Source organism: Allobosea sp. LjRoot90, from assembly GCF_964254315.1.
GTDB lineage: Bacteria > Pseudomonadota > Alphaproteobacteria > Rhizobiales > Beijerinckiaceae > Allobosea.
In genome coordinates this window covers 115,866-136,393 of the sequence record NZ_CAXUTF020000008.1, presented here as the reverse complement: position 1 = coordinate 136,393, position 20,528 = coordinate 115,866, and the positions used below count along the sequence as shown (strand labels likewise).

Annotated in this window: 22 protein-coding genes; 10 read left to right on the top strand and 12 right to left on the bottom strand. The window is 67.0% G+C overall.

Features of this window, described 5'->3' with window-relative positions; translation table 11 throughout:
• Positions 1 to 12 precede the first annotated feature (12 nt).
• On the bottom strand, positions 13 to 744 hold the full coding sequence (locus ACSQ3M_RS24500) for a DUF899 domain-containing protein (RefSeq protein ID WP_436152681.1): 732 nt from the start codon (positions 742 to 744) through the stop codon (positions 13 to 15).
• Between the two features lie 68 nt (positions 745 to 812).
• Here ACSQ3M_RS24500 and ACSQ3M_RS24495 point away from each other — a divergent pair, with 68 nt between their 5' ends.
• A complete protein-coding gene (locus ACSQ3M_RS24495; RefSeq protein WP_436152680.1) occupies positions 813 to 1,277 on the top strand; it encodes a MarR family winged helix-turn-helix transcriptional regulator in 465 nt (154 codons plus the stop codon).
• Positions 1,278 to 1,344: 67 nt separating this feature from the next.
• Positions 1,345 to 1,749: a VOC family protein gene (locus tag ACSQ3M_RS24490; RefSeq protein WP_436152679.1), complete on the top strand. Its 405-nt coding sequence runs from the start codon at positions 1,345 to 1,347 to the stop codon at positions 1,747 to 1,749.
• An 83-nt stretch (positions 1,750 to 1,832) separates the two neighbouring features.
• Here ACSQ3M_RS24490 and ACSQ3M_RS24485 read toward each other — a convergent pair whose 3' ends face one another.
• The 8 genes from ACSQ3M_RS24485 to ACSQ3M_RS24450 form a co-directional block, all read right to left on the bottom strand.
• Positions 1,833 to 3,545 carry an ABC transporter substrate-binding protein gene (locus ACSQ3M_RS24485; RefSeq protein ID WP_436152737.1) on the bottom strand — a complete coding sequence of 571 codons (1,713 nt, stop codon included), beginning with the start codon at positions 3,543 to 3,545 and terminating at the stop codon, positions 1,833 to 1,835.
• Between the two features lie 247 nt (positions 3,546 to 3,792).
• On the bottom strand, positions 3,793 to 4,071 hold the full coding sequence (locus ACSQ3M_RS24480; RefSeq protein ID WP_436152678.1) for a DUF2160 domain-containing protein: 279 nt from the start codon (positions 4,069 to 4,071) through the stop codon (positions 3,793 to 3,795).
• Positions 4,071 to 4,868: a carbohydrate ABC transporter permease gene (locus tag ACSQ3M_RS24475; RefSeq protein ID WP_284167673.1), complete on the bottom strand. Its 798-nt coding sequence runs from the start codon at positions 4,866 to 4,868 to the stop codon at positions 4,071 to 4,073. The genes ACSQ3M_RS24480 and ACSQ3M_RS24475 overlap by 1 nt, the downstream gene beginning before the upstream one ends.
• The gene (locus ACSQ3M_RS24470; protein ID WP_436152677.1) at positions 4,868 to 5,767 is read right to left on the bottom strand and encodes a carbohydrate ABC transporter permease; all 900 of its coding nucleotides are present in this window, start codon (positions 5,765 to 5,767) and stop codon (positions 4,868 to 4,870) included. The genes ACSQ3M_RS24475 and ACSQ3M_RS24470 overlap by 1 nt, the downstream gene beginning before the upstream one ends.
• Positions 5,764 to 6,858 carry an ABC transporter ATP-binding protein gene (locus tag ACSQ3M_RS24465; protein WP_436152676.1) on the bottom strand — a complete coding sequence of 365 codons (1,095 nt, stop codon included), beginning with the start codon at positions 6,856 to 6,858 and terminating at the stop codon, positions 5,764 to 5,766. The genes ACSQ3M_RS24470 and ACSQ3M_RS24465 overlap by 4 nt, the downstream gene beginning before the upstream one ends.
• A 1-nt stretch (position 6,859) precedes the next feature.
• Positions 6,860 to 7,945: an ABC transporter ATP-binding protein gene (locus tag ACSQ3M_RS24460; protein ID WP_436152675.1), complete on the bottom strand. Its 1,086-nt coding sequence runs from the start codon at positions 7,943 to 7,945 to the stop codon at positions 6,860 to 6,862.
• Positions 7,942 to 9,477 carry a glycerol-3-phosphate dehydrogenase gene (gene glpD / locus ACSQ3M_RS24455; RefSeq protein ID WP_436152674.1) on the bottom strand — a complete coding sequence of 512 codons (1,536 nt, stop codon included), beginning with the start codon at positions 9,475 to 9,477 and terminating at the stop codon, positions 7,942 to 7,944. The genes ACSQ3M_RS24460 and glpD overlap by 4 nt, the downstream gene beginning before the upstream one ends.
• A 101-nt stretch (positions 9,478 to 9,578) precedes the next feature.
• Positions 9,579 to 10,382, bottom strand: coding sequence for a DeoR/GlpR family DNA-binding transcription regulator (locus ACSQ3M_RS24450; RefSeq protein ID WP_436152673.1), 804 nt, complete (start codon positions 10,380 to 10,382; stop codon positions 9,579 to 9,581).
• Positions 10,383 to 10,582: 200 nt separating this feature from the next.
• Here ACSQ3M_RS24450 and ACSQ3M_RS24445 point away from each other — a divergent pair, with 200 nt between their 5' ends.
• The 4 genes from ACSQ3M_RS24445 (at position 10,583) to ACSQ3M_RS24430 (ending at position 14,338) form a co-directional block, all read left to right on the top strand.
• Positions 10,583 to 11,557 (top strand): HWE histidine kinase domain-containing protein, encoded by a 975-nt coding sequence (locus ACSQ3M_RS24445; protein ID WP_436152672.1) that lies wholly within the window; start codon positions 10,583 to 10,585, stop codon positions 11,555 to 11,557.
• An 80-nt stretch (positions 11,558 to 11,637) separates the two neighbouring features.
• Complete coding sequence (locus ACSQ3M_RS24440; protein WP_436152671.1) at positions 11,638 to 13,146, top strand: sensor histidine kinase; 1,509 nt, start codon at positions 11,638 to 11,640, stop codon at positions 13,144 to 13,146.
• Positions 13,143 to 13,751, top strand: a complete 609-nt coding sequence (locus ACSQ3M_RS24435) for a response regulator transcription factor (RefSeq protein ID WP_436152670.1) — start codon at positions 13,143 to 13,145, stop codon at positions 13,749 to 13,751. The genes ACSQ3M_RS24440 and ACSQ3M_RS24435 overlap by 4 nt, the downstream gene beginning before the upstream one ends.
• Positions 13,752 to 13,849: 98 nt before the next feature.
• Positions 13,850 to 14,338: a GlcG/HbpS family heme-binding protein gene (locus tag ACSQ3M_RS24430; RefSeq protein ID WP_427360489.1), complete on the top strand. Its 489-nt coding sequence runs from the start codon at positions 13,850 to 13,852 to the stop codon at positions 14,336 to 14,338.
• Between the two features lie 42 nt (positions 14,339 to 14,380).
• Here the strand turns inward: ACSQ3M_RS24430 and ACSQ3M_RS24425 are convergent, their stop codons facing one another.
• On the bottom strand, positions 14,381 to 15,658 hold the full coding sequence (locus ACSQ3M_RS24425; RefSeq protein WP_436152669.1) for an MFS transporter: 1,278 nt from the start codon (positions 15,656 to 15,658) through the stop codon (positions 14,381 to 14,383).
• A gap of 115 nt (positions 15,659 to 15,773) precedes the next feature.
• On the opposite strand from ACSQ3M_RS24425, the gene ACSQ3M_RS24420 reads away from it, so the two are divergent.
• The 3 genes from ACSQ3M_RS24420 (at position 15,774) to ACSQ3M_RS24410 (ending at position 18,521) form a co-directional block, all read left to right on the top strand.
• Positions 15,774 to 16,226: a winged helix-turn-helix transcriptional regulator gene (locus ACSQ3M_RS24420; RefSeq protein WP_436152668.1), complete on the top strand. Its 453-nt coding sequence runs from the start codon at positions 15,774 to 15,776 to the stop codon at positions 16,224 to 16,226.
• Between the two features lie 160 nt (positions 16,227 to 16,386).
• Entirely contained in the window at positions 16,387 to 17,880 is a 1,494-nt protein-coding gene (locus ACSQ3M_RS24415; protein ID WP_436152736.1) for an MDR family MFS transporter, read from the top strand.
• Between the two features lie 86 nt (positions 17,881 to 17,966).
• Positions 17,967 to 18,521, top strand: a complete 555-nt coding sequence (locus ACSQ3M_RS24410; RefSeq protein ID WP_436152667.1) for a DUF1269 domain-containing protein — start codon at positions 17,967 to 17,969, stop codon at positions 18,519 to 18,521.
• 41 nt (positions 18,522 to 18,562) lie between these two features.
• Here ACSQ3M_RS24410 and ACSQ3M_RS24405 read toward each other — a convergent pair whose 3' ends face one another.
• Together ACSQ3M_RS24405 and dapD are read right to left on the bottom strand one after the other, a co-directional pair.
• Positions 18,563 to 19,156: a hypothetical protein gene (locus tag ACSQ3M_RS24405; protein WP_436152666.1), complete on the bottom strand. Its 594-nt coding sequence runs from the start codon at positions 19,154 to 19,156 to the stop codon at positions 18,563 to 18,565.
• A 19-nt stretch (positions 19,157 to 19,175) separates the two neighbouring features.
• Positions 19,176 to 20,018: a 2,3,4,5-tetrahydropyridine-2,6-dicarboxylate N-succinyltransferase gene (gene dapD / locus ACSQ3M_RS24400; protein WP_436152665.1), complete on the bottom strand. Its 843-nt coding sequence runs from the start codon at positions 20,016 to 20,018 to the stop codon at positions 19,176 to 19,178.
• Positions 20,019 to 20,233: 215 nt separating this feature from the next.
• Here dapD and ACSQ3M_RS24395 point away from each other — a divergent pair, with 215 nt between their 5' ends.
• Positions 20,234 to 20,521: a hypothetical protein gene (locus ACSQ3M_RS24395; RefSeq protein ID WP_436152664.1), complete on the top strand. Its 288-nt coding sequence runs from the start codon at positions 20,234 to 20,236 to the stop codon at positions 20,519 to 20,521.
• Positions 20,522 to 20,528: the final 7 nt, after the last annotated feature.

The window sequence follows — 20,528 nt, the reverse complement described above, 5'->3', positions numbered from 1 at the left end:
CCCGCTGCGCCTTTAGGCGGCGCAGCAGGCATGGACCTTCGGCTGGTCCTCATACTCGTCATGGCGTTTGATGAAGCTCAGCGTCGAACTCTCGTTGCGGCCCTTCGGCGCCCGGTCGAGGATCATCAGCGTCGCTAGCATCTCCTCGCCGCCACGGGCGTAGGACGAGTAGGTATGGAAGACTTCGCCGGCCTCGTTGCGGATGAAGGCGCTCGTGCCCGGAAGCTCGTCATGAGCCTGCTCGGCCGGTGTCTGCGTGAAGTTGTAGAGCACCGGGCCCTTGGCGAGCTCGTCTTTGGTGAAGGAGACATGGAAGTCGAAGTTGAACTCGCTGCCGAAGGACGAGACCCAGGGGAAGCTCCAGCCCATGCGCTGCTTGTAGGCCTCGATCTTGGCGAGCGGCGCGCGCGAGACCACGACCAGCGTGACATCGTGATTGTTGAGATGCGCCAGCGTGCCGTCGAAATGGTCGGCCATGAAGGAGCAGCCGGGGCAGCCCGCCTCCCAGTCCGGCCCGAACATGAAATGGTAGATCACCAGCTGGCTGCGGCCGTCGAACAGCTCGGCGAGCGTCTTCTTGCCGCCCGGCGTATCGAAAACGTAGTCCTTATCGACCTTGACCCAGGGCAAAGCGAGGCGCTCGGCATTGATCTCATCGCGCAGCCGGCTGAACTCTTTCTCGCGGCTGAGCAGGGCCTTGCGCGCGTCCAGCCATTCGGATCGGGGAACCACATGATGTTCCATCATCGCCTCCTTGCAGCACCCAGCCCTTCAGCCTAAGCTTGCTGAGTTGATATCAACATATCTGAACGATGTCAAAATCACCGGAAGCACCGCTCGAAACCCTCGTCCCCTTCGCCACGACGCTGCACGTGCGCGACCATTGCCTGTGCCTGCATGTCCAGCGTGCGGCCCGCGCACTGGCGCGGCTGTTCGACGAGGCATTGCGTCCGGTCGATCTCACCAATCAGCAATTCTCGCTCCTGATGTCGCTAAACCGGCCGGAGCCGCCGCCGATCGGCCCGGTCGCGAATCTGCTCGGCATGGACCGGACCACGCTGACCGCGGCGCTGAAGCCGCTTGAGCGCCGCGGCCTCGTTGTCGTGGCCGCGGGCGAGAAAGACCGCCGCAGCCGGCTCCTGGCAATTACACCGGACGGAATTGCCCTGCTCGCCCGCGCCCTGCCGATCTGGCAGCGCACACATGACGCAGTCGATGCCCGCCTCACCGACATCGAGCCGGCCAAGCTCAGGCAGGCGCTCCTGGCCGTGTCATAGCCACGCCACATCGCCCCGGCCCATTGCCGACGCATCCGACAGATGGTGCCGACCTAAGGAGCACAAAATGCCCCAGATGATCTTCGTCAACTTGCCGGTGAAGGACCTGCCGAAATCGATCGCCTTCTTCGGGGCACTCGGCTTCTCCTTCAACCCGCAGTTCACCGACGAGACTGCCGCCTGCATGGTGATCAGCGAGACGATCTTCGCCATGCTGCTGACCCATGAGAAATTCGCAGGCTTCTCGCCCAAGCCGATCGCCGACACCAGCCAGTCGCTGGAGGTCCTCACCGCGCTTTCGCGCGACAGCCGCGAGGCTGTCGATGCGATCGTCAAGGCGGCGCTCGGCGCTGGCGGCACGACCTATAGCGAGCCGAAGGATTACGGCTTCATGTACGCCCACGGCTTCCAGGACCTCGACGGCCATGTCTGGGAAGTGATGTGGATGGACGAGGCCGCCACCCAGCAATAGCGAGCGAGTGGGACCTAGGGAAATTCGGGGGCGCGGCATTGCTGCCGCGCCCCTTTCGCGCTTCCGAGCCGGGAGGAGGGGGCTCAGCCGCGCTTAGGAGGAGACGCCGGCCAGCTCTTGATCAGCGTGTCATAGTCGATCGTTTCACCTTTCGGCTTCTCATTGGCGAGCTTGCGCTGCGGCGCGAGCGTGCCGGCCTTCTCGGCCTTGGCGAACCACTCTTCCGCCGTGGTGCGCGGGTTGAGCTTCGGCCCGCAATCGCCCTGCACGCCGGAGCGCTCGAGCCGCTCCATCACCGAGTCCTGCGCTGCGGCGAGCGCATCCATCGCCGCCTGCGGCGTCTTGGCGCCGGAGGAGGCGTCGCCGATGTTCTGCCACCAGAGCTGGGCGAGGCGCGGATAGTCCGGGACGTTGTTGCCGGTCGGGGTCCACTGCACGCGCGCCGGCGAGCGGTAGAACTCGATCAGCCCGCCGAGCTGCGGGGCGCGCTCGGTGAAGCTCTTGTCCCAGATGTCGCTCTCGCGGATGAAGGTCAGGCCGACATGGCTCTTCTTCAGGCTGACCGTCTTCGAGACGATGAACTGCAGATAGAGCCAGGCCGCCTTGCGGCGCTCGACCGGGGTCGAGTTCAGCAGGGTCGCCGAGCCGGCGTCCTGGTAGCCGAGTTTCATCCCGTCCTTCCAGTAGGCACCCTTGGGCGAGGGGGCCATGCGCCATTTCGGCTTGCCGTCCGCGCTCATCACCGGCAGGCCGGGCTTGACCATGTCGGCGGTGAAGGCGGTGTACCAGAACATCTGCTGGGCGATCGTGCCCTGCGCCGGCACGGGCCCTGATTCGCCGAAGGTCATGCCTTGCGCCTGCGGCGGGGCGTATTTCTTCAGCCAGTCGACATATTTGGTGATCGAGTAGACCGCCGCCGGGCCGTTGGTGTCGCCGCCGCGCTCGACCGCTGAGCCGACTGGGCGGCAGCCTTCCATGCGGATGCCCCATTCATCGACCGGCAGGCCGTTCGGAATGCCCTTGTCGCCATTGCCGGCCATGGAGAGCCAGGCGTCGGTGAAGCGCCAGCCGAGCGACGGGTCCTTCTTGCCATAGTCCATATGGCCGAAGACCTTGGTGCCGTCGATCTCCTTGACGTCGTTGGTGAAGAACTCGGCGATGTCCTCATAGGCCGACCAGTTCACGGGAACGCCGAGCTCGTAGCCGTACTTGGCCTTGAACTTTTCCTTGAGGTCGGCGCGCTGGAACCAGTCGTAGCGGAACCAGTAGAGGTTCGCGAACTGCTGCACCGGCAGCTGGTAGAGCTTGCCGTCCGGCCCGGTGCCGAAGGACTTGCCGATGAAGTCGTCGATGTCGAGGCTGGGATTGGTGACGTCCTTGCCTGGGCCGGCCATCCAGTCGGTCAGGTTGGTCGCCTGCTTGTAGCGGAAATGCGTGCCGATCAGGTCGGAATCGTTGATCCAGCCATCATAGATGTTCTTGCCGGACTGCATCTGCGTCTGGATCTTCTCGACCACGTCGCCTTCCTGGATCAGGTCGTGCGTCAGCTTGATGCCGGTGATCTCGCTGAAGGCCTTGGCCAGGGTCTTGGCCTCGTATTCATGCGTGGTGATCGTCTCCGAGACGATGTTGATCTCCATGCCGGCGAAGGGCTTCGCCGCATTGATGAACCATTCCATCTCCTTGAGCTGGGCCGCCTTGTCGAGCGTCGAGGGTTGGAACTCGCTGTCGATCCATTTGCGTGCCTCCTCGGGGCCGGCGAGGGCCGGTCCGGCGGCGAGCGCGAGCGCGAACATGCTCGCGCCGGAAAGGCTGGTAAGGGTCTTGCTGAGCATCGTCATCGTTGTCCTCCGACGTTTCCCTTGGGGTGCCGCCCGTTCTTCCGGGCCGGTCGTTTCTTGTTGTTGGGCTGGAGCCGGATGCTCTCAGGAAGGATCGCTTCGCGATTTTTCCTGAAAGCTGAATCCGTCTCCCACCTAAAAGTCAGAGCAGGAGCCGACGCGAAAAACCGGTTCCCACTTTTTCGCCTCCTGCTCGGCCCTCTCAGACGAAGCGGAACACCGCTGCGGCATAGAGGAGTGCGAGGCCGGAAGCCCACCACAGCGGCTGGCCGACGATCCCGAGCCAGGCGAGGTGAATGAAGGCGCTGCCGAGCAGCGAAATGAAGAGCCGGTCGCCGCGGGTGGTGGCGATGCCGAGCACGCCGACGCGCTCGGTCTCGGGCCGGAAGACCGCGAGCAGCGTCAGGATCAGGAGCAGGCTGGCGATACCGGCGAAGAAGAGGCCGGTCTGCCAGGTCCAGGCCATCCAGGCGAGTTCCATCACACCCTCCCCAGGGCGAAGCCCTTGGCGATGTAGTTGCGGACGAACCAGATCACGAGCGCGCCGGGGATCAGCGTCAGCACGCCGGCTGCCGCGAGCACGCCCCAATCCATGCCGGCGGCTGAGACGGTGCGGGTCATGGTCGCGGCGATCGGCTTGGCGCTGACGCTGGTCAGCGTGCGCGCCAGCAAGAGCTCGACCCAGGAGAACATGAAGCAGAAGAAGGCGGCGACGCCGATGCCGGACGCGATCAGCGGCATGAAGATCTTCACGAAGAAGCGCGGGAAGGAATAGCCGTCGATCGCTGCCGTCTCGTCGATCTCGCGCGGCACGCCGGACATGAAGCCTTCGAGGATCCAGACCGCGAGCGGCACGTTGAACAGGCAGTGCGCGAGCGCCACCGCCCAGGGCGTATCGAACAGGCCGATCGCCGAATAGAGGTTGAAGAAGGGCAGCGCGAACACCGCCGGCGGCGCCATCCGGTTCGAGAGCAGCCAGAAGAACAGGTGCTTGTCGCCGAGGAAGCGGTAGCGCGAGAAAGCGTAAGCCGCCGGCAGCGCGAAGGCGAGCGAGAGCAGGGTGTTCAGCGCCACATATTGCAGCGAGTTGATGTAGCCGTTGTACCAGCTCGGGTCGGTGAAGATCTTGGCGTAATTGTCGAAGGTGAAGGTCCGCGGCCAAAGCGTCAGCGCGTTGGTGATCTCGGTGTTGGTCTTGAAGCTCATGTTGACGAGCCAGTAGATCGGCAACATCAGCGCGATCAGGTAGAGCGAGAGGATCAATCGGCCGCCGCGCATCAGCCCCTCCCCGCGTCAACGTCGGCCCGTGCATCGGCCGCGGTCATCACCGTGTAGAACACCCAGCAGACCGCGAGGATGATCAGGTTGTAGACGATCGAGAGCGCCGCGGCCTTGCCGAGGTCGAACTGGCCCAGCGCGAGCTTGACCAGCTCGATCGACAGGAAGGTCGTTGAATTGCCGGGGCCGCCGCCGGTGACGACGAAGGGCTCGGTGTAGATCATGAACGAGTCCATGAAGCGCAGCAGCACGGCGATCAGCAGCACGCGGCTCATCTTCGGCAGCTGGATGGTGCGGAACACGGCCCAGCGCGAGGCGCCGTCGATGCGCGCCGCCTGGTAATAGGCGTCTGGGATCGACTTCAGGCCGGCATAGCAGAGCAGCGCCACCAGCGAGGTCCAGTGCCAGACATCCATCACGACGATGGTGATCCAGGCGGCGATCGGGTCGGAGACGTAGTTGTAGCGGATGCCGAGCCCGTTGATCGCGGCCCCGAACAGGCCGATGTCGCCGCGCGCGAAGATCTGCCAGATCGTGCCGACCACGTTCCACGGGATCAGCAGCGGCAGCGCCATCAGCACCAGCGTCGCCGAGACCGTCCAACCCTCGCGCGGCATCGACAATGCCACGACGATGCCGAGCGGGATCTCGATGGCGAGAATGATCGCGGAGAAGGCGAGGTTGCGCCAGAGCGAGTCGTAGAAGCGCGAGCCGAGATCGCTCTTGGGATCGAGCAATTCGGCGAACCAGCCGACGCCGTTCCAGAAGAACTGATTGTTGCCGAAGGAATCCTGGGCGGAGTAATTCACCACCGTCATCAGTGGGATCACCGCCGAGAACGCGACGATCAGCAGCACCGGCAGGACGAGCAGCCAGGCCTTCTGGTTGACCGGCTTCATGGCTGGCCCCCCGATAGCGCTTCGCCTTTGACCAGATGGCCGTCGCTGTAGATGTGGATCTGGCCCGCCTGCAGCGCGAGCGCGGCCTGATCGCCATCGAAGCGGGCATCCTCCGGCACGCTCGCGGCGAGCTTGAGGCCGCCGAGCTCGACGCGGGCGATACGGGCGCGGCCGATATCGTCGATCCTGGTGATCCTGACCGGCAGCCCGGCGCCGCGCGGGGCGAGCGTCGCGTATTCCGGGCGGATGCCGAGCTCGACCTTGCCGACGAGTGCCGGATAATGCCGCGCCAGCGCGATTTCCTGTCCGGCGAGGTTCGCACGCGCGCCCTCGACGGCGCAGGGCAGCACGTTCATGCCGGGCGAGCCGATGAAATGGCCGACGAAGGTGTGGGCCGGGTGCTGGAACAGCTCCTCCGGCGTGCCGGTCTGCACCACGCCGCCATCATGCATGACCACCACGGTATCGGCGAAGGTCAACGCCTCCGTCTGGTCGTGGGTGACGTAGATCATGGTGAGGTCGAGCTTGCGGTGCAGCTCCTTCAGCATCGAGCGCAACTGCCATTTCAAATGCGGATCGATGACGGTCAGCGGCTCGTCGAACAGGATCGCGGCGACGTCGGGCCGGACCAGCCCGCGCCCGAGCGAGATCTTCTGCTTGGCGTCGGCCCCGAGCCGGCTCGCCTTGCGGTCGAGCGCCGAGGTCAGATCGAGCAGGCCGGCGATCTCGGCGACACGGGTCTCGATCTCGGCCCGCGCGACGCCGCGATTTTTCAGCGGGAAGGCGAGGTTCTCGCGCACCGTCATCGTGTCGTAGACGACCGGGAACTGGAAGACCTGGGCGATGTTGCGCGCCTCGGTCGGTGCTTGCGTCACGTCCTTGTCGTCGAAGAGGATGCGCCCACGCGTCGGCACGACGAGGCCGGAGATGATGTTGAGCAGCGTGGTCTTGCCGCAGCCGGAGGGGCCGAGCAGGGCGTAAGCGCCGCCCTGGCGCCAGACATGGTCGACCTCGCGCAGGGCATAGTCCTGCGGTCCCTGCGGGTTGGGCTTGTAGGCGTGGGCCAGCTTGTCGAGCGTGATCCTGGCCATGTCACGCCGCCTTTGCCGGAGCTGCCACGGCGAGTGAGCCTGCGGCATCGAACAGGAAGATCCGGGCGGGATCGAGCCAGGCCGTGACGGCCGCACCCGGCTCCAGACGGCGCACGCCCGGCACCAGCGCGATCAGGCGGTGCGTGCCGACATCAAGATGGACGAAGGATTCCGAGCCGGTGATCTCGGAGACGGAGACGCTCGCCTGCAACGCGATCGCCGGCGCGGGCAGCGCATCGAGCGCAAGGTGATGGGCGCGGAAGCCGATCGTGTAGACACCATCAGGCACGCTCGCGAAGGCGCCAGTGGCCGGAATGCTCTGGCCAGTCGAAAGCCTGACTTCGCCACCCTGCTTGGTGCTGGCGAGCGTGTTGAGCGGCGGGTCGGAGAAGACCTGCGCGGTCGTAAGGTCGTGCGGCTGGCGATAGACCTGCGCGGTCGGTCCAAATTGCGTGACCTTTCCCTGGAACAGGGTCGCGGTGTTGCCGCCGAGCAGCAGCGCTTCGCTCGGCTCGGTGGTGGCATAGACGAAGATCGCGCCGGATTCGGCGAAGATGCGCGGCAACTCCTCGCGCAGTTCCTCGCGGAGCTTGTAGTCGAGATTGGCGAGCGGCTCGTCGAGCAGCACCAGTTCGGCCTGCTTCACCAGCGCGCGGGCGATCGCGGTGCGCTGCTGCTGGCCGCCGGAAAGCTCGAGCGGCTTGCGCTGGAGATAGGGCTCGAGCCGCAGCAGAGCCGCCGCGCTCTTGACCCGGGCGTCGATCTCATTCGCGGGCAAGCGGGCGACGCGTAGCGGCGAGGCGATATTCTCGTAGACCGACAGCGCCGGGTAGTTGATGAACTGCTGGTAGACCATCGCGACATTGCGCTTCTGCACCGGCAGCCCGGTGACGTCGCGGCCCTCGACCAGGACTTTGCCGGTGCTCGGCGCGTCGAGCCCGGCCATCAATCGCATCAGCGAGGTCTTGCCGGCCAGCGTCGCGCCGAGCAGCACATTGAGCGAGCCCCTCTCCAGCGTCAGCGAGATGTCGGCGAGCAGGGTTTGCGCGCCGCGTGTCAGGCCGATGCTGTCGAGCGTCAGGCTCATCCGCGCGCCTCCATCCTAACGGAAGCGGGTGGCGAGGCCTTCGTCGCCATGTACTCGTCGAGCGCCCGGCGCTGCTCGGGCGAAAAGCGCAGGCCGAGCTTGCTGCGCCGGAACAGCACGTCCTCGGCGCTCCCGGCCCATTCCTGGCTTATCAGCCAGGCGACCTCGCGCTCGGTGAGATCGGCGCCGAAGACGCGCCCGAGATCAGCCATCGCCTTGGCGCCTTCGAGCAGGGCTTCCGTACGGGTGCCATAGGCACGGGCGAGCCGGCGCGCCAGCTTGCGCTCGAGCCAGGGGCGGGCGGCGCAGATGCGCTCGACCAGTCCTTCGAAACCTTCGACCGGGAAATCGCCGCCGGGCAGATGCGCTCCAGCCGTCCAGGGGGCAGCCCGCAGCGCCGGCACGGCTGCGGCAAGTTTCTCGACTGCCGCCTCGGCGAGCCGGCGCGCCGTGGTGATCTTGCCGCCGAAGACCGAGAGCAGCGGCGCGGAGCCCGCCGGCTCGTCCAGCGTCAGCACATAGTCGCGCGTCGCTTCCTGCGCCTTGCTGGCGCCGTCATCGTAGAGCGGGCGCACGCCGGAATAGGTCCAGACCACGTCCTCGCGCTTGATCGGCTTGCGGAAATACTCGCTCGCCGCGGCGCAGAGATAGGCGATCTCGTCCTCGCTGGCGGCGACCTTGGCCGGATCGCCGTCATAGTCCTTGTCGGTGGTGCCGATCAGGGTCAGGTCGCCCTCATAGGGGATGGCGAAGATGATGCGGCCGTCGACATTCTGGAAAATGTAGCAGCGCTCGTGCTCGAACAGGCGCGGCACCACGATATGGCTGCCCTGGACCAGGCGCACCGCAGCCGGACGGTTGCTGGCGACGATGCCGTTGAGGACATCGGCGACCCAGGGGCCGGCGGCATTGACCAAGACGCGCGCGCTGGTCTCGGCATGGCTGCCGTCGGCGCTCTCGGTCGAGACGACCCAATGGTCGTTCTGCCGGCGCGCGCCAACGACCTTGGTCCGCGGCAGGATCGAGGCGCCATGCTCGGCGGCGTCGCGCGCATTGAGCACGACGAGGCGGGCGTCCTCGACCCAGCAATCGGAATATTCGAAAGCGCGGTCGAAGCGCGGCTGCAGGGGCTCGCCGGCGGCGTCTCGCCGTAGGTCGAGCGAGCGCGTCGCCGGCAGCAGCTTGCGGCCGCCGAGATGGTCGTAGAGGAAGAGCCCGAGGCGCAGCATCCACCAGGGCCGCAGGCCGGCATGGTGCGGCAGCACAAAGCGCAGGGGGCGGATGATATGCGGCGCGGCACGCCACATCACCTCGCGCTCGGTCAGCGCCTCGCGCACCAGCCGGAATTCATAGTGCTCGAGATAGCGCAGCCCGCCATGGATCAGCTTGGTCGAGGCCGAGGATGTCGCGCTGGCAAGGTCGCCCTGCTCGAACAGCACGACCGAGGCGCCGCGGCCGGCCGCATCGCGCGCGATGCCGCAGCCGTTCACGCCGCCGCCGATAATGGCGATGTCGAACACCGGAGCCGTCACGCATTCCTCCCGCAGGCCGCCCTTGGCGGGCGCCCCTTCAACGCACGGTAGAGCGTGATTTTCTTGCGTGCAACGGCAAAACGAAAGTGAAAGTGAAAATTCTAGCTTTCACTTTCGGCGCGCAGGGCTGCGTCCGCCAGCGTTTCGGTTTCGACCACGGTGATGCCCTCGCTGCGGCAGAGCTCCCGCAAGGGCGGCGGATCGAGCCGGTCGGTGACGAAGACGTCGACATCGCGCAGGTGGCCGATGCGCACCGGCGCGGAGCGCTCGAACTTGGTGCTGTCGGCGACGAGCAGGCATTGCCTGGCGTTCTCGATGATCGCCTGCGAGACCCTGACCTCGCGATAGTCGAAATCGAGCAGCGCCCCCTCCTCGTCGATGGCGGAGGTGCCGATCACGGCATAGTCGACCTTGAACTGGCGGATCAGGTCGACGGCGGCAGCGCCGATGACGCCGCCATCCGAGCGCCGGACCGGTCCGCCGGCGACGATCACCTCGATATTCTCATGCGGGTAGAGCAGCGTCGCGACATGCAGGTTGTTGGTGATGACGAGCAGGCCGTGATGGTCGGCGAGCGCGCGCGCCACCTCCTCGGTCGTCGTGCCGATGTTGATGAAGAGCGAGGCGTCGTTCGGGATCAACGCTGCCGCGGCCCGTCCGATCGCCGCCTTCTCGTCGCGGGCGATGAAGCGGCGCGCCTCATAGGCGAGGTTTTCGACGCCCGACGCCACCACCGCCCCGCCATGAATGCGCGACATGATGCGCTGGTCGCAGAGCTGGTTCAGATCCTTGCGGATCGTCTGGGCGCTGACCTCGTAGCGCGTCGCCAGCTCCTCGACATTGACGCGCCCCTGTGCCCGGGCCAGCGCCACGATCTCGCGCTGGCGCGGCGTGATGGTCTCCATATCCGGCTCCTCGTGACGTGGCGCCAAGCTGACCGCGCCGGCCGGCAGCGTCAACCGTGCATCATTCGGCGGCTAAGGATCATCGCGCGATCGCAACTGGTGCCGTCTGCCGGGCAACCTGTCAAAAGACATGTGCGTTTGACAGCGGCTGGGCTAGCGGTCGAAGTGTGCCACCTCACTCCCGACTCGAAAGCCTGCCCGTGCCGACACCGCTCGACAAGGATGTCCGCTTCCTGCGCGCCGTGCTCGCGGCCTCGGACGACTGCATCAAGGTCATTGGCCTCGACGGCGCGCTCGAATTCATGAGCGAAGGCGGCCAGCGTGTGATGGAGGTCCAGGATTTCGAGGCGATCCGCGGTTGTCCGTGGCTGCAATTCTGGGATGGCGCCGGCAATGCGGACGCCCAGGCGGCATTGGCTGCGGCGCGGGCCGGCAAGAGTTACAGGTTCCAGGGCCCGGCCAATACCGCTGCGGGCAATCCGCGCTATTGGGACGTGCAGGTCTCGCCGATCGTCGCATCCGACGGCAAGCTCGAAGCCATCCTCTCGGTCTCGCGCGACATCACTGCTTTGCGGGCCGGCGAGGAGCGCTACCAGTTGCTCGCTGCCGAGCTGAATCATCGCATCAAGAACCTGCTCGCCATGGTCTCCGGCATCGTCAATCAGTCGCTGCGCGGCCAGGACGAGCCGCTCGATGCGGTGAAGCGACGCCTGTCCGATCGGCTGCAGGCGCTGGCGGCGGCACAGGATGTGCTGATGATGGCGAGCCGCCATGGCGCCGATCTCAGGCAGCTAGTCGAGGTCGTTCTGGCGCCGCATCGCTCCGGCGAGCGCCTGGCCTTCGATGGCCCGTCGGTGACGCTCTCCTCGAAATGCGCGCTGGCAATGGCGCTTGCTCTGCACGAGCTCGGGACCAATGCGGTGAAATACGGCGCGCTTTCGCAGGATGGCGGGCACGTCGACGTCTCCTGGCGTAGCGAGGACGGGGAATTCCACTTCCGCTGGCAGGAAAGCGGCGGACCTCGCGTGACGGCGCCGCAGCGGCGGGGCTTCGGTTCGCAGATGATCGAGAAGGTGCTCGGCGGCTATCTCGGCGGCACCGCGCGGATCGACTTCGCGCCGGACGGGATCGTGCTCGCCCTCGACACGACGACTGCAGCTCTGGCGGAAGGGTAGGGCAGGTCGGCAAGTCGGTGTATGGCGGCACGAAACCGGCTAGTCTTGCTGCCGGGTTCCAGCAGGAGATCGACACGCGCATGATCAGGTCGCGCCGCGCCGCCATCCTCGTAGCGGGCCTGGTCGCGTTCGGGCTCGCCTGCGCCGCCTACTCGCTGAACCGCCGCAGCCACGCCGCGGCCGAGCTGGAAGACGCCGGCCGGACGCTGCATCGGCTGATCTCGCAGCGGGTCGACCAGCACGATGCGCATCTGACCAGTCTCTCGGCCCTGGTCCAGGCGGCTGATCCCGCCCCGGTCGCGACGGTCGAGCAGGTGGCGGCCAGCATCATCCGCTTCTATCCGCGCATCGTCGGTATCGATGTCGTCGACCTCGCGCTGAGCCCGCCGCGCTCGCTGCTGAACGCCGCCGATCCTGCGATCGTCGCGGCAGAGGCGCAGCAGGCGGTCGGATCAAATCTGCGGACGCGCGCCTTCGACGATGGACGCAAGGTGCTTCTGGTTAAGCGCGCCTTGACCGACGGCGTCGGCCGCTATGCGCTTGCCCTCGTCATTGACATGGTCCGGCTTTCGGCGAGCGACACCCCGCTGCCGGAGGGGGTTGAAGCTCATCTGCGCCTGATAGAAAGGGATCAGGCGAGCAACGAGCCGGCGACCGACTTCAGCGCCGATATCGCGAGCCGCACCCAACCGCTGCGCTTGACGCTGACAACCAGCGCGCCGGACTGGCCGCTGCCGCCTCCGACCTTCCTGGCGCTGGCGGGCGTGCTCATCGCGCTCGCCACGCTGCTGGTCGATCGCCTGCTCGAGGCCCGCATTGCGGCGCGCGAGGCGGCGCGGAAGGCCGTTCTGGCCGAGCAAGACGCCCGTCTTGCCCATGCCGGGCGCGTCAACGCGATGGGCGAGCTCGCCTCCGGCATCGCCCATGAATTGACGCAGCCTTTGACCGCAATCCTCAGCCAAGCCCAAGCCGGGCGGCGCCTGCTGACGCAGCCGGAGCCTGACCAGGCGACGCTGGCCGGCGCCTTCGAGGCGATCGCGCGCAACGCCCGGCGTGCCGGCGATATCCTGGGGCGGCTGCGCGCCTGGATCAGCAAGTCCGAGCCCGTCGTCGAGACGGTCGACCTGACGGAGCTCGCCGGCGAGGTCGTTCAGCTTCTCGCGGCGAACGCGCAAGGAGCCGGCGCGATGCTGCGGGTCAGCGGCGACGGCAGCCGGCCGCTGGTGCGGGCCGACCGGGTTCAGCTCGAACAGGTCGTCTTCAACCTCGCTCGCAACGGGCTGGAGGCGGTCGAGGGCCGCGACGGCGAGCGAGCCGTGACCATCGAGATCGGCACGCAGGGCGGCGACGCTGTGCTCGCGGTTCGCGACAGCGGTCCAGGCCTGTCGCCCGAGGTGCAAGCGCGCCTGTTCGAACCGTTCTTCACCACCAAACCGGCAGGGCTCGGCCTCGGTCTTGCCCTTTGCGCGAGACTGGTCGAGCGCTTCGACGGCGTCATCACCGGCGAGAATGTTGCGGGCGGCGGTGCGGTCTTCAGTGTTCGCTTGCCACGCATCGCCAGCGAGGCCCAACGGGAGGCCGCCGAATGAGCCGGCAGCTCGTCCATCTGATCGACGACGACTGGGAGGTACGCGAGGCACTCGGTTTTCTGCTGCGAACCGTCGGGCTCGAGGTCCAGCAGCATGTCGACGCAGCCGCCTTTCTGGAGGCGCTGCCAAGCCTGGCGCCCGGCTGCATCGTCACCGATATCCGCATGCCGCGCCTGACCGGGCTGAAGCTGCAGGAGCGCTTGGCCGCCGCCCGCTGCCGCTGGCCGGTCGTGGTCATCACCGGCCATGGCGATGTCGAGGCCTGCCGTGCCGCTTTCCGCAATGGCGCCGCCGATTTCCTGACCAAGCCGGTCGACGAGCAGGTGCTGATCGATACCGTCCAGGCGGCGCTCGCGACGCTCGACGGCATGCTCGCCGCCGAGAGCGGAACGGCCTCGCTCCGGGTGAGGCTCGAACGCCTGTCCCAGCGCGAGGCGGAGATCCTCGCCTTGATCGCCGAAGGGCGCTCGACCAAGGAGATCGCGCGAGCCCTCGCCATCTCGCCACGCACCGTCGACACGCACCGCGCCCATCTCGCCGAGAAGCTGGAGACGACCTCCGTCGCCGAGATGGTCCGGCTGCATCTTATCGGCTCAGATCGGTAGAATTACCGAGGCCGCGCGCGGATCACCCGGATGCACGCGCCAAGCCGGGTTTGGCATCGTCCCCTCACACCATAACGGTGGTCACCAGAGGGATTGCCATGTCGTTTGCCCGCCTCGCCATCATGTCTGCCGCCATCGCCCTGCCGACGCTTGCCCAGGCCCAGGTCGCCCAGGTCCGCGCTTTGCCGACCGCGCTCGCCGTCGAGCTCGCCCAGGCGACTGTCGCCGCCTGCGCCGCCAAGAACTTCAACGTCGCCGCGACCGTGGTCGACCGCGGCGGCGTCGTGCTCGCGACGATCCGGGCCGACCGCGCCGGCCCGCATACCATCGACGCCAGTCGCGCCAAGGCCTTCACCTCGGTTTCGGCCAAGAACAACACCGGCGCCATGGCCGAGGCCGCGGCAAACAATGCCGGCGCGCGCAATCTCGTCCACATTCAGGGCTTCCTGCTGCTCGGCGGCGGCGTGCCGGTCAAGGTCGGCGACGAGGTCATCGCCGCGGTCGGCGTCGGCGGTGCGCCCGGCGGTCACCTCGACGAGGAATGCGCCAATGCCGGCCTGCAGGCGATCGCCGCCAAACTGAAGTGAGATGAGACAGGGCCGTTGCCGGAAGGCTACGGCCCTGCTCGTTCAGGCTTCGCGGGTCGAAGCCAGCGCCCGCGTCGCCTCGATCGGCATCGCCTTCAGCGTCGCGGCCCAGAAGACCAGCGCGATTGCCGCGATTGCCGCGCCGAGCAGGCTGACACCGGTCCAGCCAGCCCAGGCATAGATCAGCGTCGAGCTCGAAGAGCCGAACGCGCTACCGATCGAATAGAACACCATGTATCCCGCGGTCAGCCGGCTCTGCGCCTCCGGTCGGACCCGGTAGATCATCGCCTGATTGGTGACGTGCACCGCCTGCAGGCCGAAATCGAGGATCAGCACGCCAGCGATCAGGAACAGGATCGACTGCGGCAAGAGCCCGATCGGCAGCCAGGCGAACAGCATCAGTCCGAGCGCGATACCGGTGACGCGCTGGCCGTGGCCGCGATCGGTCCAGGCGCCGGCCCGCGCCGCGCCGAGCGCACCCGCCGCACCGGCGAGGCCGAACAGGCCGATCGCCGTATGCGACAGCGAGAAGGGCGGGGCGGCCAGCGGCAGCACCAGCGGCGTCAGCAGCGTGGTGACGTCGGCGAAGATCAGCATGGCGATGATCGCCCGGATGCGCAGGACGCGCTCCTCGCGGAACAGGGCGAAAAGCGAGGCGATCAGGCGCGGATAGGGGAGCCGCGTCGCGGGTTTGCGTTCAGGCGGCAGCGCCTTGAACAGGACCAGCGCAATGGCGAGTGTCGCCGCCGCCGACAGGACGTAGACCGCCCGCCAGCCCGACAGATCGCCCATTGCGCCGGCGATGGCGCGGGCCAGCAGGATGCCAAGCACGATCCCGCTCGTGACGGCACCAACCACCTGGCCGCGCTCCTCCGGCCGCGCCAGGCTCGCCGCATAGGCGACGAAGGCCTGCGTCACCACGGCGAGGAAGCCCATCGCCGCCATCGCCGCGAGCAGCATCGCGCCCGAGCCCGAGAACGCGACGCCGATCAGCGCCGCGACCGAGAGCAGGGATTGCAGGACGACGAGCTTGCGGCGGTCGAGGAGGTCGCCGAGCGGCACCAAAAGGATCAGCCCGAGCCCGTAGCCGAGCTGCGTCGCGCCGACGACCAGGCCGACCGTCGCCCGCGACAGCTGGAGATCGTCGGCGATGATGTCGAGCAGCGGCTGGGCGAAATACGCGTTGGCGACGGCGAGCCCGCTCGCCACGGCAAAGAGCAGGATCATGCCGGCCGATAGCGGTGTCGTCGCAGGGGGAGGCAATGGGCGTGCGTCAGCGCTGGCGGCGCCGGCAGGCGCCGCCTCGGGATCCAATCGCATGGGCAGGTCTCCGCTAGAAGAGTTTCATTATGAAACTCATTGCGGAATAGCAGCCACGGTTTTATCTTGCAACCGTTATGCCGATCACGGAGCCTTGAGGAGAACACCGGAGACGATGGTGAAACGCCGCAGCCTGGTGAGCGATTATTGCCCGAGCGCGCGGGCGCTCGATGCGATCGGCGACTGGTGGTCAATGCTGATCGTGCGCGACGCCTTCGATGGCATGACCCGCTTCAGCGAGTTCCAGAAGAGCCTCGGCATCGCCCGGAACATCCTCTCCGAGCGGCTGCGCACGCTGACAGCGCGCGGCATCCTCGAAACCGTCCCGGCCGCGGCCGGCGGCACGCGGCAGGAATACCGGCTGACCGCCAAGGGTCGCGACCTCTTCCCGGTGATGGTGGCACTCAGGCAATGGGGCGAGCAGCATCTGTTCGCGCCGGGCGAGAAGCATTCTTCGCTGATCGAGCGCGACAGCGGCCGTAAGGTCACGCTGACCGTGCAGACCGAGGATGGCCGGCCGATCGGCGCGGGTGAGGCCATGATCCTGAAGGTGCCGGTGACGGGCTGAGACGAAACCGGCTGTTCCGGCCGCTTCGCCCACGCCAAAAGTGTCGAGGTCAGCGCGGGCTGCGCTCACCTCGCGGCGGCCTTGCGTCCCCGCCTCTGGTGCATGACGAGCCTGCGCTCTATCCTCCGGTATTCCCCACGCACAGGACAGGCACGTGCCGATGGACAAGCGGGTCGAGACGCCGCCGGCGCAGGCGGCGCTTTCCCATGCCGATATCCGGTCGATCCTGATCGGGACCATGCTCGCCATGTTCCTGGCGGCGCTCGACCAGACGATCGTCGCCACCGCCATGCCGACGATCGGCCGCGAGCTCGGCGACGTCGCCCATCTGCCTTGGGTCGTCACCTCCTACCTGCTTGCCTCGACAGCGGTGACGCCGCTCTATGGCAAGTTCGCCGATATCCATGGCCGGCGCGTCACCATGCTCGGCGGCATCGGGATCTTCGTGATCGGCTCGGTCGCCTGCGCGCTCGCTTCCTCGCTCTGGCTGCTGGTGGCCGCCCGTTTCGTCCAGGGGCTCGGCGGCGGCGGGCTGATCGCCATGGCGCAGACCATCGTCGGCGACATGGTCCCGCCCCGGGAGCGCGGCAAGTACCAGGTCTATTTCGCCACCGTCTTCTTCACCTCCTCGCTGCTTGGGCCGGTACTTGGAGGCCTGATATCCGAGGCGCTGCACTGGTCGGTGATCTTCTGGATCAACCTCCCGCTCGGGCTCGGCGCCTACTGGATGACCGACAAGGCCTTGCAGCGCCTGCCGCGGCATGAGCGGCCGCATAAGCTCGACGTGCTCGGAGCGCTGCTGATGACCAGTGCGACGATGACGCTGCTGCTGGCGCTGTCCTGGGGCGGCACGCATTACCCGTGGGTCTCTGCGCCGATCCTTGGCCTCGTTGCCGGCTCTGCCCTGCTCTGGCTTTGCTTCGCCTGGCGCCTGCGCAGCGCGGAGGAGCCGCTGATCCCGCTCACGATCCTTGCCAATCCGGTGGTCCGCAATGGCACCATCGCCGCCGGCTTCGGCATGGGCACCTTCATCGGGCTGACCATCTATCTGCCGCTCTATTTCGAGACGGTGGCGGGCCTGTCGGCCGCCAATTCTGGGCTCGGCCTGATTCCGCTGACCTGTGGCACGGTCCTCGGCGCGACGTCCTCGGGCCGAGCGATGGGCAAGCTCACGCATTACAAGCGCGTGCCGGTCATCGGGCTCGTTGTCGCGCTCGCCGGTACGGCCGCGCTGATCGCCTATGGCGACCGGCTGCCGCTGTGGGGCTTCGGGCTGGTGTTGGCTTTCATCAGCGTCGGCTTCGGCACGCTGTTGCCGGTCGCGACGGTCTCGATCCAGAACGCGGTGCCGATGCACCAGCTCGGCACGGCCACTGGTACGGCGAATTTCTTCCGCCAGATCGGCGGGGCGCTGATCGTCGCTATCTTCGGTGCGATCGTGCTCGGCGGCCTGGGCGCAAGCGGCATCGGGCTCTCGGCCGAGACGCTCAAGGCGGGTGGGGTCGACCGGGCGACCATGGTCGGCCTGTTCCGCTATGTCTTCGCTGCGAGCTTCGCCGGATTCGCCCTGGCGCTGTTCTTCCTGATACGCATGAAGGAGCTGCCGCTGCGCGGCGCGGCACTCGCTGCCGCCAAGGAGGTGGGCGGAGAGTAGCGGAACGTCGGCATTCGTCGCGCGTTTGCCGCAAGCCCGTCACAGAGCGGCGTCAGCTTTAAACCGTCGCGTCAGAGGAGTGCGCCATGTCCGATCTCGTCGTCATCGTCTATCCGACCGAGGCCAAGGCCGAGGAAATGCGGCAGAAGATCATCGGCCTGCAGAAGGAATACCTGATCCAGATCAGCGATGCTGCGATCGCGGTGATGCACGAGGGCGGCAAGATCAAGCTCAACCAGCTGCTCAACACCACGGCGCTTGGCGCCGCCTCAGGCGGCTTCTGGGGCCTGCTGATCGGCGCGATCTTCCTGATGCCGGTGTTCGGCGCGGCGATCGGCGCAGCCTCCGGGGCGCTCGGTGGGGCGCTCACCGATTACGGCGTCAATGACGGCTTCATGAAGGAGCTCGCGACCAATCTGCAGCCAGGCAATGCCGCGCTCTTCGTGCTGATCCAGAAGATGACGGGCGACAAGGTGCTCGAAGCGTTGAAGGGCACCGGCGGTGTCGTGCTCAAGACCTCGCTCGACCATTCGCAGGAGCAGAAACTGCGCGACGCGCTCGCCGGCTCGCCGGCGGCGCAGCGGCCGGAACGGGCGCCTGCATCGACCGAGCCGACGCCGAACACGATCCCTGGCGTATAAGTTCGGGCGTAGTCCGGATGCTGGTGCCGTTCTGGCGCCAGCTACCGCCGCTTGAAGGCCTGCCTGGCGATGGTGAGCGCGACCCTGCGACCGGTTTCGGCCGAGCCTTCCATGCTGTGCGCTTTGAGCTCGGCGCCGATGCCCGTCAGTCTGAGCCCGGCCGGATCGTCGGGCAGGCTCCAGCTCTGCGTGTCGGCGTGGAAGGTCAATGGCTGGTCGAAGCGGCCGCCGGCGCCCGGCAGGAAAGCATTGATCTGGCCGACCGTGCCGGCCCTGGTCTGGTCGAGCCTGACGCGATAGAGCGCGCGCCGGCCGATCAGGTCGAGTTCGACGCCGATCACCAGATGCTCCGCAGGATGACGGGTGAAGGCGCTGGTCGAGGAGACGCTGCGGCGGTCGATCGTCGCCTCGGCGATCAGGCGTACCACGCCGCCTGCGTCGGTCGACAGGCGCTGGCCTGCGTCCGGCGCACTTGCTTCGATTTCCGAGCCGATCGCGACCCGGAGCGTCTGGCCGGCGATCGGCTTTCCGGCCTCGTCGATGAGCTTCAGCGTCAGGTTGACCGGCTCGGCGCGCACCTGCTGCGCGGAGAGGGTGAAGAGCGAGAGGGCCGCGGCGCTCAGGAGGGCCTTCATGGGCTCCGCCTCGTTGGGCTCAATCGCGCAACAGCTCGTTGATGCCGGTCTTGGCACGGGTCTGGGCGTCGACCGTCTTGACGATCACGGCGCAGTAGAGCGAGGGGCCGGGCGTGCCGTCGTTCAGTGGCTTGCCTGGCAGCGAGCCGGCGACCACCACCGAATAGGGCGGGACCTTGCCGACATGGACCTGGCCGGTGGCGCGGTCGACGATCTTGGTCGTCGCCGAGATGAAGACGCCCATGGCCAGCACCGAGCCCTCGCCGACGACGACGCCCTCGACGACCTCGGAACGGGCGCCGATGAAGCAGTTGTCCTCGATGATCGTCGGATTGGCCTGCAGCGGCTCGAGCACGCCGCCGATGCCGACGCCGCCCGACAGATGCACATTCTTGCCGATCTGGGCGCAGGAGCCGACCGTCGCCCAGGTGTCGACCATCGTGCCGGAATCGACATAGGCGCCGATGTTCACGAAGGACGGCATCAGGATGACGTTCGGCCCGAGATAGGAGCCCTTGCGGGCAGCGGCCGGCGGCACGATGCGGAAGCCGGCGGCGCGGAAGCGGTTCTCGCCCCAGCCGGCGAACTTCGACGGCACCTTGTCCCAGAACACGCCCTCGCCGGGACCATGCGCCATCACCTCATTGTCGGCGAGGCGGAAGGAGAGCAGCACTGCCTTCTTCAGCCACTGATTCGTGACCCATTCGCCGCCGACCTTCTCGGCAACGCGGGCCTGCCCGGAATCGAGCAGTTCGATCGCCTGTTCGACCGCCTCGCGCACGGCGCCCGTGGTGTTGATGCCGATCTCGGCCCGGTTCTCCCAGGCGGTGTCGATGGTGGCGGCGAGATCGGTCAGGGACATGGGGCGGCGCTCTCTCTCGTCATGGTCGGCCTTGTGCCGACCATCCACGTCTTGCGACGTGGATGAAAAGGGGAAGACGTGGATGCTCGGGACAAGCCCGAGCATGACGGTGGTGAGCGATGGCGGAAGCCTGCGGCGTCGTCAAGGCAAAGCGGGAACGCGAGCGGCGCCGGCATGTTACAATGCAAACAGGCTTAACGCGGCGGAGGCAAAAGATGACCCGGATCCTGATCGCCCTTCTCACTCTGAGCTTCGCCGGCACGGCGCTAGCCCAGGGGCGGCCGCAATCCCCGGTGCGCAGTTGCGAGGCCAACCGCCAGAGCGTCATCGCCAATGGCGCGATCGTGCTCGGCACCGGCGGTTATACCTATGACCGCTTCGTCCGCGACCGCAGCTTCTGCCAGTTCGACGAAACTGCCTTTCCGGCCTGGGTGCCCGCCCGTGATACCCCGCAATGCTTCGTCGGTTATCGTTGCAAGAGCGCCTCGCCCTGGGACGACTGAGACGGAC

Excerpts from the sequence above, each read along its gene's own strand:
- ACSQ3M_RS24435 (WP_436152670.1), top strand. The coding sequence starts at position 13,143 with ATGAGCCGGCAGCTCGTCCATCTGATCGACGACGACTGGGAGGTACGC.
- ACSQ3M_RS24500 (WP_436152681.1), bottom strand. The coding sequence starts at position 744 with ATGGAACATCATGTGGTTCCCCGATCCGAATGGCTGGACGCGCGCAAG.
- ACSQ3M_RS24395 (WP_436152664.1), top strand. The coding sequence starts at position 20,234 with ATGACCCGGATCCTGATCGCCCTTCTCACTCTGAGCTTCGCCGGCACG.
- ACSQ3M_RS24485 (WP_436152737.1), bottom strand. The coding sequence starts at position 3,545 with ATGTTCGCGCTCGCGCTCGCCGCCGGACCGGCCCTCGCCGGCCCCGAG.
- ACSQ3M_RS24425 (WP_436152669.1), bottom strand. The coding sequence starts at position 15,658 with ATGCGATTGGATCCCGAGGCGGCGCCTGCCGGCGCCGCCAGCGCTGAC.
- ACSQ3M_RS24440 (WP_436152671.1), top strand. The coding sequence starts at position 11,638 with ATGATCAGGTCGCGCCGCGCCGCCATCCTCGTAGCGGGCCTGGTCGCG.
- ACSQ3M_RS24490 (WP_436152679.1), top strand. The coding sequence starts at position 1,345 with ATGCCCCAGATGATCTTCGTCAACTTGCCGGTGAAGGACCTGCCGAAA.
- ACSQ3M_RS24415 (WP_436152736.1), top strand. The coding sequence starts at position 16,387 with ATGGACAAGCGGGTCGAGACGCCGCCGGCGCAGGCGGCGCTTTCCCAT.
- ACSQ3M_RS24410 (WP_436152667.1), top strand. The coding sequence starts at position 17,967 with ATGTCCGATCTCGTCGTCATCGTCTATCCGACCGAGGCCAAGGCCGAG.
- dapD (WP_436152665.1), bottom strand. The coding sequence starts at position 20,018 with ATGTCCCTGACCGATCTCGCCGCCACCATCGACACCGCCTGGGAGAAC.
- ACSQ3M_RS24460 (WP_436152675.1), bottom strand. The coding sequence starts at position 7,945 with ATGAGCCTGACGCTCGACAGCATCGGCCTGACACGCGGCGCGCAAACC.
- ACSQ3M_RS24450 (WP_436152673.1), bottom strand. The coding sequence starts at position 10,382 with ATGGAGACCATCACGCCGCGCCAGCGCGAGATCGTGGCGCTGGCCCGG.
- ACSQ3M_RS24405 (WP_436152666.1), bottom strand. The coding sequence starts at position 19,156 with ATGAAGGCCCTCCTGAGCGCCGCGGCCCTCTCGCTCTTCACCCTCTCC.
- ACSQ3M_RS24465 (WP_436152676.1), bottom strand. The coding sequence starts at position 6,858 with ATGGCCAGGATCACGCTCGACAAGCTGGCCCACGCCTACAAGCCCAAC.
- ACSQ3M_RS24480 (WP_436152678.1), bottom strand. The coding sequence starts at position 4,071 with ATGGAACTCGCCTGGATGGCCTGGACCTGGCAGACCGGCCTCTTCTTC.
- ACSQ3M_RS24475 (WP_284167673.1), bottom strand. The coding sequence starts at position 4,868 with ATGCGCGGCGGCCGATTGATCCTCTCGCTCTACCTGATCGCGCTGATG.
- ACSQ3M_RS24470 (WP_436152677.1), bottom strand. The coding sequence starts at position 5,767 with ATGAAGCCGGTCAACCAGAAGGCCTGGCTGCTCGTCCTGCCGGTGCTG.
- ACSQ3M_RS24430 (WP_427360489.1), top strand. The coding sequence starts at position 13,850 with ATGTCGTTTGCCCGCCTCGCCATCATGTCTGCCGCCATCGCCCTGCCG.
- ACSQ3M_RS24420 (WP_436152668.1), top strand. The coding sequence starts at position 15,774 with ATGGTGAAACGCCGCAGCCTGGTGAGCGATTATTGCCCGAGCGCGCGG.
- ACSQ3M_RS24495 (WP_436152680.1), top strand. The coding sequence starts at position 813 with ATGTCAAAATCACCGGAAGCACCGCTCGAAACCCTCGTCCCCTTCGCC.